Annotated in this window: 3 protein-coding genes and 1 pseudogene; all 4 read left to right on the top strand. The window is 72.8% G+C overall.

Going from position 1 to position 21,595, the window contains the following annotated elements; genetic code table 11:
• Nucleotides 1–192 precede the first annotated feature (192 nt).
• Nucleotides 193–5,033 (top strand): annotated as a pseudogene (locus A6P39_RS12330) (amino acid adenylation domain-containing protein); the annotation flags it as partial.
• Between the two features lie 81 nt (nucleotides 5,034–5,114).
• Nucleotides 5,115–6,593, top strand: a complete 1,479-nt coding sequence (locus tag A6P39_RS45495) for a condensation domain-containing protein (protein ID WP_443053063.1) — start codon at nucleotides 5,115–5,117, stop codon at nucleotides 6,591–6,593.
• On the top strand, nucleotides 6,590–14,470 hold the full coding sequence (locus tag A6P39_RS12325; protein WP_275883848.1) for a non-ribosomal peptide synthetase: 7,881 nt from the start codon (nucleotides 6,590–6,592) through the stop codon (nucleotides 14,468–14,470). The genes A6P39_RS45495 and A6P39_RS12325 overlap by 4 nt, the downstream gene beginning before the upstream one ends.
• Nucleotides 14,467–21,576: an amino acid adenylation domain-containing protein gene (locus tag A6P39_RS12320; RefSeq protein ID WP_275883847.1), complete on the top strand. Its 7,110-nt coding sequence runs from the start codon at nucleotides 14,467–14,469 to the stop codon at nucleotides 21,574–21,576. The genes A6P39_RS12325 and A6P39_RS12320 overlap by 4 nt, the downstream gene beginning before the upstream one ends.
• Nucleotides 21,577–21,595: the final 19 nt, after the last annotated feature.

The following is a 21,595-nucleotide window of genomic DNA, read 5'->3' as shown; positions in this document are numbered from 1 at the left end:
CCGTATTCATTCGGGGCGATCGGGGTCGGACTTCGCCCCGGTCGCCCTTTCTTTCCCGCTCTTTCCGTGCGATCCGTTTTCCTGTCCATCCGCTCGATCGTTCATCGTGCTCATTCGAGGTGTCGAGACATGACTGACCAGTTCCCGGAAGCCACGCTGGTGGAGTTGTTCGAGGAGCAGGTGGTGCGGGGTGGGGACCGTGTGGCGGTGTCCTGTGGTGGGGAGTCGGTTTCGTATGCGGAGTTGAATGCGCGGGCGAATCGGGTGGCGCGGTGGTTGTTGGGTCGTGGGGTGGGTGTCGAGGATCTGGTGGCGGTGTCGTTGCCGCGGTCGGTGGATCTGGTGGTGGGGTTGTTGGGTGTGTTGAAGGCGGGGGCGGCGTATGTGCCGGTGGATCCGGATTATCCGGTGGAGCGGCGGGAGTTTCTGCTGGCGGATGCGGCGCCGGTGTGTGTGGTGGATGCGGGGGTGCTGGTGGCTGCGGAGGGTTGCTTAGCGGGGATGTGGTGGCGGGGGAGCGGCGGGGTGTGGTGGGTGGGGGGTCGGCTGCGTATGTGATTTATACGTCGGGTTCGACGGGGCGGCCGAAGGGTGTGGTGGTGTCGCACGGGAATGTGGTGCGGTTGTTCTCGGCGACGCGGGGGTGGTTCTCGTTCGGTCCGGATGATGTGTGGACGTTGTTCCATTCTTTTGCGTTCGATTTTTCGGTGTGGGAGTTGTGGGGGGCGTTGTTGCATGGGGGGCGGTTGGTGGTGGTGCCGTTCTCGGTGAGTCGTTCGCCTGTTGATTTCCGGCGGTTGTTGGTGGATGAGGGGGTGACGGTGCTGAATCAGACGCCGTCGGCGTTTTATCAGTTGATGCCGGTGGTTGAGGCGGCTGAAGCGGCTGGTGGTCTGGTGTTGAGGTGGGTGGTGTTCGGTGGTGAGGCGTTGGATCTGCGGCGTCTGGGGCCGTGGTTTGCGCGGCATGGTGATGTGGCGCCGGTGTTGGTGAATATGTATGGGATCACTGAGACGACGGTGCATGTGAGTTTTATGCGTTTGTCGGGGGTGCTGGCGGGTTCGGGTGCGGGCAGTGTGATCGGTGAGGCGATTCCTGATCTTCGGGTGTTTGTGCTGGACGAGGCGTTGCGGCCGGTTCCGGTGGGTGTGGCGGGTGAGTTGTATGTGGGGGGTGGGGGGGTTGCCCGGGGTTATCTGGGGCGGCCTGGTCTGACGGCGGAGCGTTTTGTGGCGGATCCGTTCGGTGCGGCGGGCGGCAGGCTGTACCGGACGGGGGATGTGGCCCGTTGGGACGCCCAGGGCCGGCTGGTGTTCGAGGGGCGTGCGGACGACCAGGTGAAGCTGCGTGGTTTCCGTATCGAGTTGGGTGAGGTGGAGGCGGCCGTGGCTGCGTGTGCGGATGTCGCGCAGGCCTTGGTGGTGGTGCGGGAGGACCGGCCGGGGGACCAGCGGCTGGTGGCGTACGTGGTCGCGGCGCCGGGTGCGGACGTGGAGGTGCCGGGGCTGCGTGCCGAGGTGGCCGCGAAGCTGCCGGAGTACATGGTGCCGTCGGCGTTCGTGGTGCTGGACGCGTTCCCGTTGACGGTCAACGGGAAGCTGGACCGCAGGGCGTTGCCGGCGCCGGAGGTGGCGGCCGGGGGCGCGGGGCGTGTGCCGCGGTCGGCTCAGGAGGAGATCCTGTGCGGGCTGTTCGCCGAGGTGCTCGGGGTCGACCGGGTCGGCCCGGACGACAGCTTCTTCGACCTGGGCGGGCATTCCCTGCTTGCGACCCGTCTGGTGAGCCGGGTGCGCACGGTCACCGGTGCCGAGCTGTCCGTCAGCGCCCTGTTCCAGGCTGCGACGCCCGCCGGTGTCGCCCGGCTTCTGCCCGGAGCGGACGCCGCCCGAGCGGGCGTGACCCGCCGGCCGCGTCCCGAGGCGGTCCCGCTCTCCCGCGCCCAGCGCAGCCTGTGGACCCTCGACCGCCTGGGCGGCGGAGCCAGTTACCACCTCGCGTTCCAGATCCGGCTTTCCGGTGGGGTGGATCGTGGGGTGCTGCGGGCGGCGTTGGGTGATGTGGTGGCGCGGCACGAGTCCTTGCGGACGGTGTTCGCGGAGGTGGGGGGTGTGCCGCGGCAGGTGGTGTTGCCGTCGGCGGTGGTGGAGTTGCCGTTCCGCGAGGTGGCGGAGGCGGATCTGGCGGGGGTGTTGTCGGCGGAGGTGGCGCGTCCGTTCGATCTGTCGTCGGATCTGCCGTTGCGGGCTGGGTTGTTCGCGGTTGCGGGTGCGGTGGATGAGTTCGTGTTGCTGTTGGTGGTGCATCACATTGCGGCGGACGGGTGGTCGTTGGTGCCGTTGGCGCGGGATGTGTCGGCTGCTTATGGGGCGCGGTTGGAGGGTCGTGTTCCGGTGTGGCCTCAGTTGCCGGTGCAGTATGCGGATTACGCGCTGTGGCAGGCGGAGGTGTTGGGCGAGGAGGGTGTTGCGGGGAGTGTTCTGGGGCGTCAGCTGGAGTTCTGGTGTGGGGTGTTGGAGGGGTTGCCGCAGGAGGTGGTGCTGCCGGTGGATCGTGTGCGTCCGGCGGTGCTGGGTGGTGGCGGTGGGGTGGTGCGGGTGAGTGTTCCTGCTGGGGTGCACCGGGCTTTGGTGGGTGTGGCGCGGGCGGCGGGGGCGAGTGTGTTCATGGTGTTGCAGGCGGGGTTGGTGGCGTTGTTGTCGCGTCTGGGTGCGGGGACGGACATTGTGGTGGGTACGCCGGTGGCGGGTCGTACGGATGAGGCGTTGGACGATCTGGTCGGGTATTTCGTGAACACGTTGGTGTTGCGGACCGATGTGTCGGGGGATCCGGAGTTTCGTGATCTGGTGGCGCGGGTGCGTGAGGGTGACCTGGCGGCGTTCGAGAACCAGGATGTGCCGTTCCAGCGTCTGGTGGAGGTGCTGCGGCCCGAGCGGACCGCGGCGCGGCATCCGTTGTTCCAGGTCATGCTCGCCCTCCAGAACAACCCCGAAGCCGAGTTCGACCTGCCGGGCATCACCGCCGAGCTGAGCCAACTGCGCACCGGCACCGCCAAGTTCGACCTCACCTTCGACCTCACCGAGCACCGCGGGGGCCCGGACGACGCACGGGGCATCGACGGCGTTCTCGAGTTCAGCGCCGACCTGTTCGACCGGGCGACGGCGGAGTCGATCGGTGAGCGTTTCGTACGGCTGCTGGAGGCGGTGGCCGCCGACCCGGGCCGGCGGATCGGCTCCGTGGAGCTGTTGTCGCAGGACGAGCGCGCGCGGGTGCTGGGCGAGTGGAACGACACCGCCCAGGAGGTCGCCGAGGTAACCCTGCCGGAGTTGTTGCAGGCCCAGGCGGCCCGTACGCCGGGCGCTGACGCGCTGGTCTGTGACGGGGGCGTCGTCTCCTACCGGGAGCTGCACGGCCGGGCCAACCGGCTGGCCCGGCTGCTCGCCGGGCGGGGGATCGGGCCGGAGCGGGTCGTGGCGCTGGTGATGCCCCGGTGCGCCGAGCAGGTCGTGGCGCTGCTGGCGGTCCTCAAGGCGGGCGCGGCGTACCTGCCCGTCGACCCGGACTATCCGGCCGAGCGCATCGCGTACATGCTCCGCGACGCGGCCCCCGCACTCCTGCTGACCACCGCTGCCACCGCCCCGGGGCTGCCCGCGGCGGAGAACGTCCCGCGCCTGGTCGTGGACGCGCCACCGACCACACGTGCCCTCGAGGCGTACGGGACCGCGGACCTGACCGACGCCGAGCGCACCGCTCCGCTGCGGGTCGACCACCCGGCCTACGTCATCTACACCTCCGGCTCCACCGGCCGGCCCAAGGGTGTGGTCACCACGCACCGGGGACTGCCGAGCTTCGCCGCGGCCGAGCGGTCCCGGTTCTTCGCCGGTCCCGGCAGCCGCGTCCTGCAGTTCGCCTCGCCGAGCTTCGACGCCGCCGTACTGGAGGTCTGCATGGCGCTGGCGCACGGCGGTGCGCTCGTCGTCCCGCCGCGCGGCCCGCTGGCCGGCGAGGACTTGGTGGACGTGCTGCGCGCGTACCAGGTCAGCCACGCCCTCATCCCGCCCGCGGCCCTGGCCGGAGTCCCTGCCGCGCGGCTGCCGGACCTGCGCACCCTGGTGGTGGGAGGCGAGGCCTGCTCCGCCGAGCTGGTCGCCCAGTGGGCCCCCGGCCGCCGGATGGTCAACGCCTACGGGCCGACGGAGTCCACGGTGATGGCGACCACCAGCGCCCCGCTCGCCCCGGGCACCGGCGCCCCGCCGATCGGACACCCCGTCACCAACACCGCGGTGTACGTCCTGGACGAGGCGTTGCGGCCGGTGCCGCCGGGTGTGGTGGGCGAGTTGTACATCGCGGGTCCGGGTCTGGCGCGGGGGTACCTGGGCCGTCCGGGGCTGACCGCGGACCGTTTCGTGGCCGCCGTCCACGGCAGGCCGGGGGAGCGGATGTACCGCACGGGTGACCTGGCCAGGTGGCGTGCGCAGGGCACGCTGGAGTACGCGGGCCGGGCCGACGACCAGGTGAAGCTGCGTGGTTTCCGGATCGAGCCGGGTGAGATCGAGGCCGCCCTGACCCGTCACCCGGACGTCTGCGGCGCCGCCGTCGTCGTACGCGAGGACCAGCCCGGGCGCCGGCAGCTCGTCGGATACGTGGTGTGCAAGGACACGGCCCTGCCCGACCTCGCGGTGCTGCGCACGCATGTCGCGGCATCCCTGCCCGACTACATGGTCCCGTCCGTGTACGTACGGCTCGAGCGGCTCCCGCTGTCCCCCAACGGCAAGCTGGACACCAAGGCCCTGCCCGCGCCGCGGCGCACCGGCGGACCGGGCCGCGCACCGGCCAACGCCCGCGAGGAGATCCTGCGCGACCTGTTCGCGGACGTCCTGGGCCTGGACGAAGTCGGCCTGGACGAGGGGTTCTTCGAACTGGGCGGCGACAGCATCGTCTCCATCCAGCTGGTCGGCGCCGCCCGCCGGGCCGGGCTGGTCCTCACTCCCCGGGACGTCTTCCGGCACCGCACGGTCGAGGCGCTGGCCGCCGTCGCCACCGTCCCGGACGACACCACCGGCGAGCCTGCCCCGGCCCCCGGCGACGGTGCGGGTCCCCTGCCGACGACGCCCGTCATGGAATGGCAGCGGGCCCGCGGCGGCCCGGTGGAGCGGTTCAGCCAGGTCATGCTTGTCCGGGTGCCGCCCCGGCTCGGCCTCGACCGGCTCACCGGTGCCCTGCAACAGGTGCTGGACCACCACGACGCCCTGCGCATGCGGTGGACGCCCGGCGCCGGGGGCGGCGGCTGGTCCCTCGACATCGCGGAGCCGGGCGCCGTGGACGCCGCGCGGGCCGTCACCCGGGTGGACATCGGCCACCTGACGCCGGGCGACGACGACGCACTGCGCCGGGTGTACGAGGAACAGCGGGAGCAGGCCCTGGCCGGACTCTCGCCGGCCGAGGGCCGTATGGTGCGGGCCGTCTGGCTGGATTCGGGAGACGACCGGCCGGGCCGGCTGCTGCTGGTCCTGCACCACTTCGTGGTGGACGGTGTGTCCTGGCGGATCCTGCTGCCCGACCTCAAGGCCGCCTGGCAGGCAGGCTCGGACGGCCCCGCACGACTGGAGCCCGTCGGCACCTCGCTGCGCACCTGGAGCGAACGCCTGCACACGGCGGCGCGTTCGGCCGAACGGCTGGCCGAGCTGCCGCTGTGGCAGGAGATGACCCAGGCGCCCGACCGGCCCATCGGCACCCGCCCGCTCGACCCGGCCCGCGACACCACCGCCACGGCCCGCTCGCTCACCCGGACGCTCGCGCCGGAGCAGACCGAGCCGCTGCTGACCACGGTGCCCGCGGCGTTCCACGCCACGGTCGACGACGTCCTGCTGACCGCGCTGACGCTCGCCGTGTCCGACTGGCGACGGCGCCTCGGCGGCGGCGAGGACACGGCGGTCCTGCTGGACCTCGAGGGCCACGGGCGCGAGGAGTTCGCCCCGGACATCGACCTGTCCCGCACCCTGGGCTGGTTCACCACCGTCTACCCCGTCCGGCTGGACGCGGGACGGGGCGCCGGCGGACTGTGGCGGCTCGGGGACGTGGCGGGCGAGGCACTCAAACGCGTCAAGGAGCAGCTGAGGCGGCTGCCGGACCACGGCCTCGGCTACGGCCTGCTGCGCTGGCTCAACCCGGACACCGGTCCGCAACTCGCGGCCGGCCGCACGCCCCAGATCTCCTACAACTACCTCGGCCGTTTCGCCGCCCCGGGACAGGACACCGAGGAAGCCGCCGCCGCGTGGACGGCCGATCCGCTGGCGGAGGTGCTCACCGCCGGGGCGGACGAGGCCCTGCCGCTGGCCCACTCCCTGGAACTCAATGTGCTGACACAGGACGGCCCGCAGGGGCCCCGGCTCGTCGCCACCTGGTCCTGGGCGGCCGGCGTGCTGCCCGAGTCGCGGGTCCGCGATCTCGCCGAAACCTGGTTCACCGCCCTGGACACCCTGTCGGCCCTGGTCCGCCGGACCGACACCGGAGGCTGGACTCCATCGGATCTTTCCTTGGTGTCGCTGTCGCAGGCGGAGATCGACCTTCTGGAATCCGACTGGAGGAACTCATGACCATGCAGGGTCTCACCGACGTTCTGCCGCTGTCTCCCTTGCAGGAGGGCATGCTCTTCCTCGCGCTGTACGACGAGACGGCGGTGGACGCCTACACCGTCCGGCTCTCCTTCGACCTGCGCGGCCCCCTGGACACGCCGCGGCTGAAGGCCGCCGCCGAAGCGCTGCTGGACCGTCACGCCAACCTGCGGGCCGCGTTCCGGCACGAGAAGCTGAGCACCCCCGTCCAGCTGATACCCGCATCCGTGGAGCTGCCCTGGCGGCAGGAGGACCTCTCGGCCCTGCCCGCCGCTGACCGCGAGGCGGCGCTCGAGCACCTGGTCGCGCAGGAGGACGCCCGGCGCTTCGACCTCACCCGCCCGCCGCTGGTGCGCTTCACCCTGGTGCGGCTGGCCGAGGACACCTACCGCCTGATCATCCGCCTGCACCACATCCTGCTCGACGGCTGGTCCTTCCCGCTGCTGGTCGGCGACCTCTTCGAGCTGTACGAGCGACACGCCGACGCCACCGGCATGCCCAGGGTCACCCCGTACAAGGAGTACCTCACCTGGCTCGCCCGGCAGGACAAGGACGCGGCGGCCAAGGCCTGGCGGGCCGCGCTCGACGGGCTCGAGGAGCCGACCCTGGTGGCGCCCGGAGCGCCCCAGCGGCTGACGGTGGTGCCCGAGGAGCAGCTGGTCGAACTGCCCGAGGACCTCTCCGCCTCGCTCACCCAGCTCGCGCGGGCCCGCGGCTGGACCCTCAACACGGTGGTGCAGGGCGCCTGGGCCCTGCTGCTCGCCGCGGTCACCGGCCGCGACGACGTCCTGTTCGGCGCGACCGTCTCCGGCCGCCCCCCGCAGGTGCCGGACGTGCAGTCCATGGTGGGCCTGTTCATCAACACGCTGCCCGTGCGGGTACGGCTCGACTGGTCCGAACCGCTCGCCGCGCTGCTCACCCGGCTGCAGGACACCCAGGCCGACCTGATGGAGCACCAGCACCTCGGGCTCGCCCAGATCCAGCGCCAGGCCGGCGGTGGCCCGCTGTTCGACACCCTCGCCGTCTTCGAGAACTACCCGCTGGACCCCGCCGCCCTGGACCGGGAGATGGACGGAGTACGCGTGTCCGGCTTCACCGGCCAGGACGCCACCCACTACCCGCTGAGCCTGATCGCCTATCCGGGCACCCGGATCCGGCTGCGGGTGGGCTACCGCCCCGACGTGCTGGAGCCGGACACCGTCGCGACGCTCACCGGCCGGTTCCAGCGGATCCTCGCCGCCGTGGCGGCCGACCCCGACCGGCGCACGGGATCGGTGGACACCCTCACACCGCGGGAACGACAGCAGGTCCTCACCGACTTCAACGACACGGCGCACCCCGTCCCCGGGGGGACGCTGCCCGAGCTGTTCGAGCAGCGGGCCGCCCGCACCCCCGACCGCACCGCCCTCCTCTTCGAGGACGAGTCGCTCTCCTACGGCGAACTCAACGCCCGCGCCAACCGGCTGGCCCGGCTGATGACCGAGAAGGGCGTCGGCCCGGAATCGGCCGTCGCACTCGCCGTACCGCGCTCCGCCGAGATGGTCGTCGCCGTCCTCGCCGTGATCAAGGCGGGCGCCGCCTACCTGCCCGTCGACCCGGACTACCCGGCGGACCGTATCGCCCACGTCCTCGGCGACGCGGCGCCCGGCCTGCTGGTCACGACGGGCCGGGCCGCCGACGCCGTCGTACCGCACGCGGACAGGGTGCCCACGCTCGTCCTCGACGCCCCCGAGACGGTCCGGGCCCTGGCCGCGCACCGCACCGACGACGTCCGCGACGACGAGCGCACCACGCCGCTGCGCGCCTCGCACCCGGCCTACGTCATCTACACCTCCGGCTCCACCGGCCGGCCCAAGGGCGTGGTCGTACCGCACCGCGGCATCGTCAACCGCCTGGCGTGGATGCAGGGCGAGTACGGTCTGACGGCGGCCGACCGCGTGCTGCAGAAGACCCCCCTCGGCTTCGACGTGTCGGTGTGGGAGGTGTTCTGGCCGCTGACCGAGGGCGCCACGCTCGTGGTCGCCCGGCCCGAGGGGCACCGCGACCCGGCCTATCTCGCCGAGGTGATCGCCGAACACGCGGTGACCACCGTGCACTTCGTGCCGTCGATGCTCCAGGAGTTCCTGCGCGACCCGGCCGCCGCCCGGTGCACCGGCCTGCGCAGGGTCATCTGCAGTGGCGAGGCCCTGGCCGGCGACACCCGGGACCGCTTCCAGTCGCTCCTCGGCGCCGAGTTGCACAACCTCTACGGCCCCACCGAGGCCTCGGTGGACGTCACCGCCTGGGCCTGCCGGACGGACGACCCGGCCGGCCCCGTGCCCATCGGCCGCCCCGTCTGGAACACCCGGGCCCATGTGCTGGACGACGCGCTGCGCCCGGTCCCGCCGGGCACCGCGGGCGAGCTGTACCTCGCGGGCGTCCAGCTGGCCCGCGGCTATCTGGGGCGGCCGGGGCTGACCGCGGAACGCTTCGTGGCGGACCCCTTCGGCCCGGCGGGCAGCAGGCTGTACCGGACCGGAGACGTGGCCCGCTGGGACGCCCAGGGCCGGCTGGTCTTCCTCGGGCGTGCGGACGACCAGGTGAAGCTGCGTGGTTTCCGTATCGAACTCGGCGAGATCGAGACGGTGTTGCTGGGGAACGCCCGGGTGGCGGATGCGGTGGTGGTGCTGCGGGAGGACCGGCCGGGGGACCAGCGGCTGGTGGCGTACGTGGTCGCGGCGCCGGGTGCGGACGTGGAGGTGCCGGGGCTGCGTGCCGAGGTGGCCGCGAAGCTGCCGGAGTACATGGTGCCGTCGGCGTTCGTGGTGCTGGGCGCGTTCCCGTTGACGGTCAACGGGAAGCTGGACCGCAGGGCGTTGCCGGCGCCGGAGGTGGCGGCCGGGGGTGCGGGGCGTGTGCCGCGGTCGGCTCAGGAGGAGATCCTGTGCGGGCTGTTCGCCGAGGTGCTCGGGGTCGACCGGGTCGGCCCGGACGACGACTTCTTCGACCTGGGCGGGCATTCCCTGCTTGCGACCCGTCTGGTGAGCCGGGTGCGCACGGTCACCGGTGCCGAGCTGTCCGTCGGCGCCCTGTTCGAAGCCCCCACCGCGGCCCGGCTGGCCGCCGAGCTGACCCGCGCGGACGGCGCCCGGCCGGGCGTCCGCCCCTATCCGCGCCCGGAGCGGCTTCCGCTGTCGCACGGCCAGCACGGCCAGTGGACCCTCAACCGCATCGAGGGCGGCGCCGCCTACAACGTGCCCTACGCGGTCCGGATTTCCGGTGGGGTGGATCGTGGGGTGCTGCGGGCGGCGTTGGGTGATGTGGTGGCGCGGCACGAGTCCTTGCGGACGGTGTTCGCGGAGGTGGGGGGTGTGCCGCGGCAGGTGGTGTTGCCGTCGGCGGTGGTGGAGTTGCCGTTCCGCGAGGTGGCGGAGGCGGATCTGGCGGGGGTGTTGTCGGCGGAGGTGGCGCGTCCGTTCGATCTGTCGTCGGATCTGCCGTTGCGGGCTGGGTTGTTCGCGGTTGCGGGTGCGGTGGATGAGTTCGTGTTGCTGTTGGTGGTGCATCACATTGCGGCGGACGGGTGGTCGTTGGTGCCGTTGGCGCGGGATGTGTCGGCTGCTTATGGGGCGCGGCTGGAGGGTCGTGTTCCGGTGTGGCCTCAGTTGCCGGTGCAGTATGCGGATTACGCGCTGTGGCAGGCGGAGGTGCTGGGCGAGGAGGGTGTTGCGGGGAGTGTGCTGGGGCGTCAGCTGGAGTTCTGGCGTGGGGTGTTGGAGGGGTTGCCGCAGGAGTTGGTGCTGCCGGTGGATCGTGTGCGTCCGGCGGTGCTGGGTGGTGGCGGTGGGGTGGTGCGGGTGAGTGTTCCTGCTGGGGTGCACCGGGCTTTGGTGGGTGTGGCGCGGGCGGCGGGGGCGAGTGTGTTCATGGTGTTGCAGGCGGGGTTGGTGGCGTTGTTGTCGCGTCTGGGTGCGGGGACGGACATTGTGGTGGGTACGCCGGTGGCGGGTCGTACGGATGAGGCGTTGGACGATCTGGTCGGGTATTTCGTGAACACGTTGGTGTTGCGGACCGATGTGTCGGGGGATCCGGAGTTTCGTGATCTGGTGGCGCGGGTGCGTGAGGGTGACCTGGCGGCGTTCGAGAACCAGGATGTGCCGTTCCAGCGTCTGGTGGAGGTGCTGCGGCCCGAGCGGACCGCGGCGCGGCATCCGTTGTTCCAGGTCATGCTCGCCCTCCAGAACAACCCCGAGCCCGAACTGTGCATCGACGGCGCGACGGTCGCACCACAGCCCGTCGAGGTGGCGGTCAGCAAGTTCGACCTCAGCTTCGACCTCGCCGAGCGCCTCACCACCGGCCGGACCGCCGACGGCATCCATGGCGAACTCCGTTACAACAGCGACCTGTTCGACCGGGCGACGGCGGAGTCGATCGGTGAGCGTTTCGTACGGCTGCTGGAGGCGGTGGCCGCCGACCCGGGCCGGCGGATCGGCTCCGTGGAGCTGTTGTCGCAGGACGAGCGCGCGCGGGTGCTGGGCGAGTGGAACGACACCGCCCAGGAGGTCGCCGAGGTAACCCTGCCGGAGTTGTTGCAGGCCCAGGCGGCCCGTACGCCGGGCGCTGACGCGCTGGTCTGTGACGGGGGCGTCGTCTCCTACCGGGAGCTGCACGGCCGGGCCAACCGGCTGGCCCGGCTGCTCGCCGGGCGGGGGATCGGGCCGGAGCGGGTCGTGGCGCTGGTGATGCCCCGGTGTGCCGAGCAGGTCGTGGCGCTGCTGGCGGTCCTCAAGGCGGGCGCGGCGTACCTGCCCGTCGACCCGGACTATCCGGCCGAGCGCATCGCGTACATGCTCCGCGACGCGGCCCCCGCACTCCTGCTGACCACCGCCGCGACCGCGCCGGGGCTGCCGCGGGACGTGGACATCCCCACGCTCGTCCTCGACGGGGCCGAGGCGGACACCCGCGACCGGGCCGACGGCGACCTGACCGACGCCGAGCGCACCGCCGCGCTGCGTCCCTCGCACCCGGCCTACGTCATCTACACCTCCGGCTCCACCGGCCGGCCCAAGGGCGTCGTGGTGGAGCACCGCTCGGTGGTGGACTACCTGGCCTGGAGCGCCGAGGCGTACCCCAGCGCGCGCGGAGCCGCCCTGGTGCACTCCCCGGTCTCCTTCGACCTCACGGTCACCACGCTGTACACCACGCTCGTGAGCGGCGGCTGCGTCCACCTGGCCGCCCTCGAGGAGGAGCCCGCCGTCACGGCGCGGCTCGCCGAGCGGCCGGTCACCTTCCTCAAGGCGACGCCCAGCCACCTGCCGCTGCTCAACGCCCTGCCCGCCGCGTACTCGCCCGGCTCGGAGCTGCTGCTCGGCGGAGAGGCCCTGTCCGGCGAGATGCTCGGACAGTGGCGCGCCGAGCACCCCGACGTGGCGGTGCTCAACGTCTACGGCCCCACCGAAGCGACCGTCAACTGCGCCGAGTACCGCATCGAACCGGGCACGGAGCTGCCCCCGGGACCGGTGCCGATCGGCCGGCCGCAGGGCAACGTCCGCCTCTACGTCCTGGACGAGGCGTTGCGGCCGGTGCCGCCGGGTGTGGTGGGCGAGTTGTACATCGCGGGTCCGGGTCTGGCGCGGGGGTACCTGGGCCGTCCGGGGCTGACCGCGGACCGTTTCGTGGCCGCCGTCCACGGCAGGCCGGGGGAGCGGATGTACCGCACGGGTGACCTGGCCAGGTGGCGTGCGCAGGGCACGCTGGAGTACGCGGGCCGGGCCGACGACCAGGTGAAGCTGCGTGGTTTCCGGATCGAGCCGGGTGAGATCGAGGCCGCCCTGACGCGTCACCCGGACGTCTGCGGCGCCGCCGTCGTCGTACGCGAGGACCAGCCCGGCGAGCGCCGCCTGGCCGGCTACGCGGTACCGGCCGCCGGCCGCCGCCCGGACCCGGCCGCCCTGCGGGCCCACCTCGCCGAGCAGGTGCCCGACTACATGGTCCCGGCCGCGGTCGTACTGCTGGACGCGCTGCCGCTCAACGCCCACGGCAAGCTCGACCGTGCCGCCCTGCCCGCCCCCGACTTCGCGGCCGTGGTGACCCGGCAGGGCCCGCGCACCCCGCGCGAGAAGGTGCTCTGCGACCTGTTCGCCGACCTGCTCGACCTGCCCGAAGTCGGCATCCACGACAGCTTCTTCGACCTCGGCGGCGACAGCATCATCTCCATCCAGCTCGTCAGCCGGGCCCGCAAGGCCGGTCTCGTCATCACCCCGAGGGCGGTCTTCCAGCACAAGACCGTCGAAGCGCTGGCCGCCCACGCGAGCACCGTCGGCAGGCGGGTCAGCACCGGTACGGACACCGGCGTCGGCTCGGTGCCGCTCACGCCGATCATCCACCGGCTGCGCGAACGCGGCGGCCCGATCGGGAAGTTCTCGCAGTCCGTCCTGCTCCAGGTGCCCGCGGACCTGGGCGCGGAGCCGCTGGAGCGAGCGCTGCAGAGCCTGCTCGACCACCACGACGCCCTGCGGATGCGGCTGACACGTCCCGAAGGGGGCGGGGACTGGTCGCTCGACGTGCCGCCGCGCGGCACGGTACGGGCCGCCGACTGCGTGACCCGGGTCGATGTCCGCGGCCTGGAGGACCAGGCGCTGCAGGCCGCCATCGAGGCGGAGGGCGAGTCCGCGTGGGGCCGGGTCTCCCCCGAGGACGGCCGGATGGTGCAGGCCGTGTGGTTCGACGCCGGACCGGACGTCTCCGGACGACTTCTGCTCGTCATCCACCACCTCGTGGTCGACGGCGTGTCCTGGCGCATCCTCGAGGCGGACCTCGCCGCGGCCTGGGAGGCGGCCCGCGACGGACGCGACGCCGGACTCGAACCCGTCGGGACCTCCTTCCGCCGCTGGGCCGACCACCTGTCCGCCTCGGCGCACGAGGCGAAGCGGACCGGGGAGGCCGAGCTGTGGTCGGGCATCCTCAGCTCCCCGGAACCGCTGCTGAGCGACCGCCCCCTGGACCCGACGCAGGACACCAGCCGCACGATGGGCGGCCTGTGGCAGGTGGTGCCCAAGGAGACCACCGAGCCGCTGCTCACCACCGTGCCCGGCGCGTTCAACGCGGGCGTCAACGACGTCCTGCTGACCGCGCTCGCCCTGGCCGTCGCCGACTGGCGCCGGCAGCGTGGCGCGGGCGAGGACACGGCCGTACTGGTGGACCTCGAGGGCCACGGGCGCGAGGAGTTCACCGACGGCGTGGACCTGTCCCGGACCGTGGGCTGGTTCTCCAGCATCCACCCGGTCCGGCTCGACCCCGGACGTCTGGACCGGCACCAGCTGGAGCACGGCGGAGCCGCGGTCGGCGAAGCGATCAAGCGGGTCAAGGAGCAGCTGCGCGGCATCCCCGACAACGGGCTGGGCTTCGGCATGCTGCGCTACCTCAACCTGGACACCAGGGAGGCCCTGGCCGCCCATCCGTCCCGGCAGATCGGATTCAACTACCTGGGCCGCTTCGACATGGCCGACGCGGTCCGGGCCGCGGACTGGGGGCCCGCGCCGGAGAAGGCGCCGGGCTTCATGGACCCGGACGCCCCCATGCTGTACGCGCTGTCGCTCAACGCGATCACCGAGGACCACGCGGACGGCCCCCGTCTGCGCATCGCCTGGGCCTGGCCGGGGGCGCTGTTCAGGCAGGACGAGGTCAGGCAGCTGTCCGAGTGCTGGGAGCGGGCGCTCACGGCCATGGTCGCCCATGTGCAGGGCGGCGGCGCGGTCGGCGGGCACACACCGTCCGACCTGCCGCTGGTGGCGCTCAGCCAGCAGGAGATCGACGAACTCGAGCACGAGATGGACGACGAGTTCGACGAGTTCGACGACGAGTGGGGAATGAGCCGGTGAAGAAGTCCGCGATCGAGGACGTACTGCCTCTGGGGCCGCTCCAGGAAGGGCTGTTCTTCCACGCGCTGTACGACGAGGACGGTGTGGACCCGTACACCGTGCAGAGCCTCTTCCACCTGCGCGGCGACATCGACGCCGGCGCGCTGCGCGACGCCGCCCGGGCGCTGCTGCGCCGGCACGGGGTGCTGCGCGCCGGGTTCCGGGACCGGGGCGGCGAGCGCCCCGTGCAGATCGTCCGGCGCGAGGTGCCCCTGCGCTGGACGGAGCACGACCTGAGCGCGCTCGGTGCCGCCGAGCGCGAGGCGGAGCTGCGGCGCCTGGTCGACGAGGACCGGGTCAGGCGGTTCGACATGGCCCGCCCGCCCCTGATGCGCTTCACGTTCGTCACCTGCGGCGCCGGGGAGTACCGGCTGCTGGTCACCAAGCACCACATCCTGATGGACGGCTGGTCGTCGCCCATCGTGATCCGTGACCTGTTCGAGCTGTATCACCGTAAGGGCGACGCCTCCGGCCTGCCGCCCGCCACCCCCTACCGGGACTACCTCGCCTGGCTGGGCAAGCAGGACCGCCCCGCCGCCGAGGCGGCCTGGCGCGAGGAACTGGCGGGCCTGGCCGGGCCGACGCTGCTGGCGCCGCGCGACCCCGGTGCCCTCACCGGTGTCCCGGAGAGCTTCGAGGCGACGTTCTCCGAGGAACTGACCACCGCGCTGACCGCCCTGGCACGCGGACACGGCTGGACCCTCAACACCCTGGTGCAGGGCGTGTGGGGACTGCTGCTCTCGTCCCTGACCGGCCGGGACGACGTGGTCTTCGGCACCACCGTCTCCGGCCGGCCCCCCGAGATACCGGGGGTCGAGCAGATGGTCGGGCTCTTCATCAACACCCTGCCCGTGCGGGTCGCCCTCGACCCGGCCGAGCCGCTCACCGGCCTGTTCGACCGGCTGCACGAGCAGCAGATCCGGCTGATGGACCACCAGCACCTGGGGCTGACGGACATTCAGGCCCAGGCCGGCCACGGACCGCTGTTCGACACGCTCCTGCTGTTCGAGAACTACGCGGTGGACACCGCCGGGGTCGAGTCCGCCCTCGCCGGCGCCAGCGTGACGGCGGGCTCCGGGCGCGACGCCACGCACTACCCGCTCACCTTGACCCTGGCCCCCGGCCCCCGGATGATGCTCAAACTCGGCTACCGCCCCGACCTGTTCGACGAGGCCGCAGTACGGGACATCACCGCGCGGCTCACCCGGCTCTTCGAGTCGGTCGCCGCCGACCCCGGGCAGCTGGTGGGCCGCGTCGACGACCTGCCTGCCGACGTCCGGCGGCACAGGGCCGCACAGCCGGACGCCACCGAGCGCGAGCTGCCCGCCACCACCGTGCCCGCGATGTTCGAGGAGCAGGCGGCCCGTACCCCGCAGGACGTCGCCGTGATCCACGGCGAACGCCGGCTGACGTACGGGGAACTCGACGCGCGCGCGAACGGGCTCGCGCACCTGCTGCTGCGGCGCGGCGCCGGCCCCGGCCGGCTCGTGGCTCTGGCCCTGCCCCGCTCCGAGCGGATGATCGTCGCCGTGCTCGCCGTGCTCAAGGCCGGCGCGGGCTATCTCCCCATCGACCCCAAGTACCCAGCGGACCGGCTCCGTTACATCCTCGAGGACGCCGCACCGGCGCTGGTGCTCACCGAGTCGTCCGTGGCCGGGAGGCTGCCGGACGGCGCCGGAGAACTGATCCGGCTGGACGACCCGGCCACCGTCGAGGCCTGCGCCGCCGGCCCCGGCCGGGACGTCCGTGACACCGACCGCACCACCGCGCTCCTGCCCGCCCATCTGGCGTACGTCATCTACACCTCCGGCTCCACCGGCCGTCCCAAGGGCGTGATGGTCACGCACGGGAACGTGACGAACCTGGCGGCCTGGGCCCGGGACGAGATCGGCGCCGACCGGATGCGCCGCGTGCTGCTGACGACATCGCTCAACTTCGACGTGTCGGTGTTCGAGCTGTTCGGCCCCCTGCTGTCCGGCGGCACCCTGGAGGTACTGGAGGACCTGCTCGCCCTGTCCTCCCGCGCGGCCGACGACCCGCCCGGAACGCTGGTGAGCGCCGTCCCCTCGGCGCTCGCCCAGCTCGTCACCCAGGGCGATGTGCACGTCAGGCCCGACACGGTCGTGCTGTGCGGCGAGCGACTGGGCGCCCAGGCCGCGGCCGACATCCAGCGGGCGCTGGCCCCCGCACTCCTGGCGAACGTCTACGGCCCGACCGAGGCGACCGTCTACGCCACCAAGTGGTCCACCGGGGAGCCGGTCGACGGCACGGCCCCGCCGATCGGCCGCCCGCTGACCAACTACCGTGCCCTGGTGCTCGACCGCCTTCTGCGGCCGGTGGCGAACGGCGAGGAGGGCGAGCTGTACCTGGCCGGGGCGGGCGTGGCCCGCGGCTACCTGGGACGCCCGGGACTCACCGCCGAGCGCTTCCTCGCCGACCCCTACGGCCCGCCCGGCAGCAGGATGTACCGCACGGGCGACCTGGTCCGTCGGCGCGAGGAGGGCGACCTCGACTACGTGGGCCGCACCGACGACCAGGTGAAGCTGCGCGGCTTCCGCATCGAGCTGGGCGAGGTGGAGGCCGCCCTGGCCGACAGCCCGGCCGTGGCCCAGGCCGCAGCCGCCGTACGCGAGTACCAGGACGGCGACCGGCGCCTGGTGGGGTACGTGGTCGCCGCGCCCGGCAAGGGACTTGACCCCGCACGGATCCGGGCGCACGCGGCCGGCCGGCTGCCCGAGCACATGGTGCCCTCGCTCCTCGTCGTGCTGGACGCGCTGCCGATGACCGCCAACGGCAAGCTCGATCGCAAGGCCCTGCCCGCCCCCGACACCGCGACCGGTCCCGCCCGCGCCCCGCGCACGCCCCACGAGGAGATCCTCTGCGGACTGTTCGCCGACGTGCTGGGGGTCGACCGGGTCGGTCCGGACGACAGTTTCTTCGACCTCGGCGGCCACTCCCTGCTCGCCACCCGGCTGGTGTCCCGGGTGCGTGCCGCACTCGGCGTGGAACTGGCCATCCGCGCCCTGTTCGAACGGCCGACCCCCGCCGCCCTCGCCGGCCTGCTGTCCGCCGCGGGTGCCGTCCGCGAGCGCCCGCAGGCGCGGAAGCGCCCCGCCGAACTGCCGCTCTCCTTCGCCCAGTTGCGCCTGTGGTTCCTCTACCGGATGGGTGACCACGGCGCCTACCACATCCCCACGGCCATGAAGATCGACGGGACGGTGGACCGGGCGGCGCTCCAGGCGGCGCTGGACGACCTGGTGGCCCGGCACGAGAGCCTGCGCACCGTCTTCCCGGAGTCGGCCGGCCGGCCACGCCAGGTGATCCTGCCCGACGCCCCGATGCCGCTGGCGCACACCGAGACGACGCCGCCGGAGCTGCAGGAGCGGCTGGCGCGGGAGGTGATGCGCCCGTTCGACCTGGTGCACGACGTCCCCGTGCGCGCCCATCTGTTCTCGCTCGGCGCCGCCGAGCACGTGCTCGTCCTGACCGCGCACCACCTGGCCGCGGACGGCTGGTCGCTCGGCCCCCTCGCCCGGGACTTCTCCCTGGCCTACACCGCCCGCTGTGCGGGAACGGCCCCCGACTGGCCCGAACTGCCGCTGCAGTACGCCGACTTCGCCCTGTGGCAGCGCGAGATGCTGGGCGAGGAGAGCGACCCGGACAGCGTGGCCGCCCGCCAGCTGGACTACTGGCGCGGCGCACTGGCCGGCCTGCCGGAGGAGATCCCGCTGCCGTCGGACCGGCCGAGGCCCGCGGAACTCTCCGGCCGTGGCGGCACCGTCGTCTTCACCCTGGACGCCGCCACCCACCGGAGCCTGGCCGCGCTCGCCCGGGAGACCCGCACCACGCTGTTCATGGTCCTCCAGGCCGCGGTCGCGACGCTGCTGCACCGGCTCGGCTCCGGCCCGGACATCCCGGTCGGCACACCGATCGCCGGCCGCACCGACGACCTGCTCGACGAGCTGATCGGCCTGTTCGTGAACACGCTGGTGCTGCGCACCGACCTCTCCGGCGACCCCTCCTTCCGGGAACTGCTCGGCCGCGTGCGCGAACAGGACCTGGAGGCGTACGCACACCAGAACGTGCCCTTCGAACGCCTGGTGGAGGTGCTGAACCCGGAGCGGTCGCTGTCCCGGCACCCGCTCTTCCAGGTGATGCTCACCCTGCAGAACACCGGCGACACCGAACTGCGGCTGCCGGGCCTGACCGTCTCCCCGCAGCCGGTGGCGCTGGACGTCAGCAAGTTCGACCTGGGCTTCGAGCTGAGCGAGGAACTCACGGCGGACGGCGGCCCGGACGGCATCGACGGCGTGCTGCGCTACAACGCCGACCTGTTCGACGCGGACACGGCACAGTCGCTGGTGGACCGCCTGGTCCGCGTCCTGCACGGCACCGTCGCCGAGCCCGACCGGTGCCTGAGCGCGTTGCCGGTGCTGGACCCGGCCGAACGGCACCGGATCCTGACCGAGTGGAACGACACCGCCCATGACGTACCGGAAACCACCCTCGTCGGCCTCTTCGAGCGGCGGGCGGCACTCGACCCCGGGCGGACCGCGCTGGTCTTCGAGGGCGAGAGCCTCACGTATGCGGAGCTGAACGCGCGGGCCAACCGGCTGGCCCGGCTGCTCATCGCGCACGGCGCGGCACCGGAGCGGCTCGTGGCCGTGGCGCTGCCCCGGTCGTTCGAACTGGTCGTCGCCCTGCTGGCCGTGCTGAAGGCGGGTTCCGCCTATGTGCCGCTGGACACCGGCCACCCGGCCGACCGGCTGGCCCACATGATGGACGACGCCCGGCCCGTCCTGGTGCTGACCGGCGCGGACGCCGCCGGCAACCTCCCGCGCCCCGGGGCATGCCCGGTCGTGGCGCTGGACGACCCCGCCGTGCGGGAGGCGCTGGCGGCCCTGCCGGACGGTGACGTCACGGCGGCCGAGCGGGGTGCGGTGCTCACCCCGGCCTCGCCCGCGTACGTCATCTACACCTCCGGATCCACCGGCCGCCCCAAGGGCGTGGTGGTGGAGCACGCGGGCATCGTCAACCGCCTGCTGTGGATGCAGGACCGGTACCGCCTCACGGCAGAGGACCGCGTCCTGCAGAAGACCCCGGCGGGATTCGACGTGTCCGTGTGGGAGTTCTTCTGGCCGCTGACCGAGGGCGCGACCCTGGTCGTCGCCCGGCCGGACGGGCACAAGGACCCCGCTTACCTGGCCGCACTGATCCGTGCCGAGCGCATCACCACCGCCCACTTCGTCCCCTCGATGCTGCGCGTCTTCCTGCGCGACGAGACGAACCTGCTCGGCACCCCGCTGCGCCATGTGATGTGCAGCGGCGAGGCGCTGCCGCGCGAACTGCAGGACCGCTTCCTGCGCCTGTGCGACGCCGAACTGCACAACCTCTACGGCCCGACCGAGGCGTCGGTGGACGTCACCCACTGGAGTTGCGCCGACGACGGTACGGACCGGCCGGTGCCCATCGGGCGGCCGGTGTGGAACACCCGCCTGTATGTGCTGGACGACACCCTGCAGCCGGTGCCGCCGGGCGTCCCGGGCGACCTGTACCTCGCCGGCGTCCAGCTCGCCCGGGGATACCTCGGCCGGCCGGGACTGACCGCGGGCTCCTTCGTCGCGGACCCCTTCGCCGCCGACGGCACCCGTATGTACCGCACCGGTGACGTCGCACGCCGGCGCCGGGACGGGGTGCTCGAGTACCTGGGCCGGTCCGACGACCAGGTCAAGCTGCGCGGCCTGCGCATCGAACCCGGCGAGATCGAGACCGTGCTCGACCGGGACGAACACGTGGCGCGGTGCGCCGTGGTGCTTCGCGAGGACCGGCCGGGCGACCCCTGGCTCGTCGCCTACGTGGTACCCGCGCCCGGCGCCCGGCCGGAGGCCGCCGGGCTGCGTGCCCGGCTCGCCGAGTCCGTCCCGGACCACATGATCCCGTCGGCCTTCGTGATCCTTCCGGCGCTGCCGCTCACCCCGAACGGCAAACTCGATCGCAGGGCCCTGCCCGCCCCGGAGCACCCGGCCGCACCCGGCCGCGGCCGGCCCGCCCAGACGCCCCGCGAGGAGATCCTGTGCGGCATCTTCGCGGACGTCCTGGGACTGTCCTCGGTGGCGGCGGACGACAACTTCTTCGACCTCGGCGGTCACTCGCTGCTGATCGCGCAGGTCGCCGAGCGGGTCCGGCGGGAGTTCGGCGCGGACATCGGGTTCCGTACGGTGCTGCGCGCCCCCACCGCCGCGGCGCTCGCCGAGCGGCTCTTCGAGCTGGACGAGGGCGACGACCTGGACGTGCTGCTGCCCGTGTGGCCCCACGGTGCCCGGCCGCCGCTGTTCTGCGTCCACCCCGGAACCGGCCTGAGCTGGCCGTACTCCGCGCTCATCCCCGTCGTCGACCGCGACCGGCCCATCTACGCCTTCCAGGCGGCCGGTCTGCGCGACGGCGACGCACTGCCCGGGAGCATCGACGAGGTCGTCGACGACTACCTGCGCCGCGTGCGCGAGATCCAGCCGCACGGCCCGTACCACCTCCTCGGCTGGTCGCTCGGCGGGGCCCTCGCCCAGGCGATGGCCGCGCGGCTGGAGCGGCAGGGCGAGCACGTGGCACTGCTGTGCAGCCTCGACGGCTACCCGGTGGACGCGGTCCCGGTGAACACCGAGCCGCACAGCAGGCAGCGCTTCCTGGCCGAACTGCTCCAGACGGCGGGCCTCGAGGCGCCGCACGACGGCCCGCTGGACGGCGAGGACGTGATGGCGCGGCTGCGTGCCGCCGGCTCGCCCGTCGGCGCCCTGCCGCTGGAGCGGGTGGAAAGCATGTTCCGGGTCGTCAGGAACTTCGCCGGCATCGGCGACGGATTCACCCCGGACCGGTTCACCGGCGACATCCTCCTCTTCCGCGCCACCAGGACCGCGGACGAACTCGGCCTGTCCCCGCGCTCCTGGGAGCCGTACGTGGACGGCACCGTCGAGGTCCACGACGTCGACTGCGACCACGGCTCCATCACCCGGCCCGAGGCCATGGCCGTCATCGCCCCGGTGCTCCGGGCGCGGCTGAACGACCCCTCCTGAGCACGACCCGTCCGAACCA

This window comes from Streptomyces sp. FXJ1.172 (assembly GCF_001636945.3).
GTDB lineage: Bacteria > Actinomycetota > Actinomycetes > Streptomycetales > Streptomycetaceae > Streptomyces.
This window is presented reverse-complemented; position numbering and strand designations above follow the sequence as displayed.

Excerpts from the sequence above, each read along its gene's own strand:
- A6P39_RS45495 (WP_443053063.1), top strand. The coding sequence starts at position 5,115 with ATGGAATGGCAGCGGGCCCGCGGCGGCCCGGTGGAGCGGTTCAGCCAG.
- A6P39_RS12325 (WP_275883848.1), top strand. The coding sequence starts at position 6,590 with ATGACCATGCAGGGTCTCACCGACGTTCTGCCGCTGTCTCCCTTGCAG.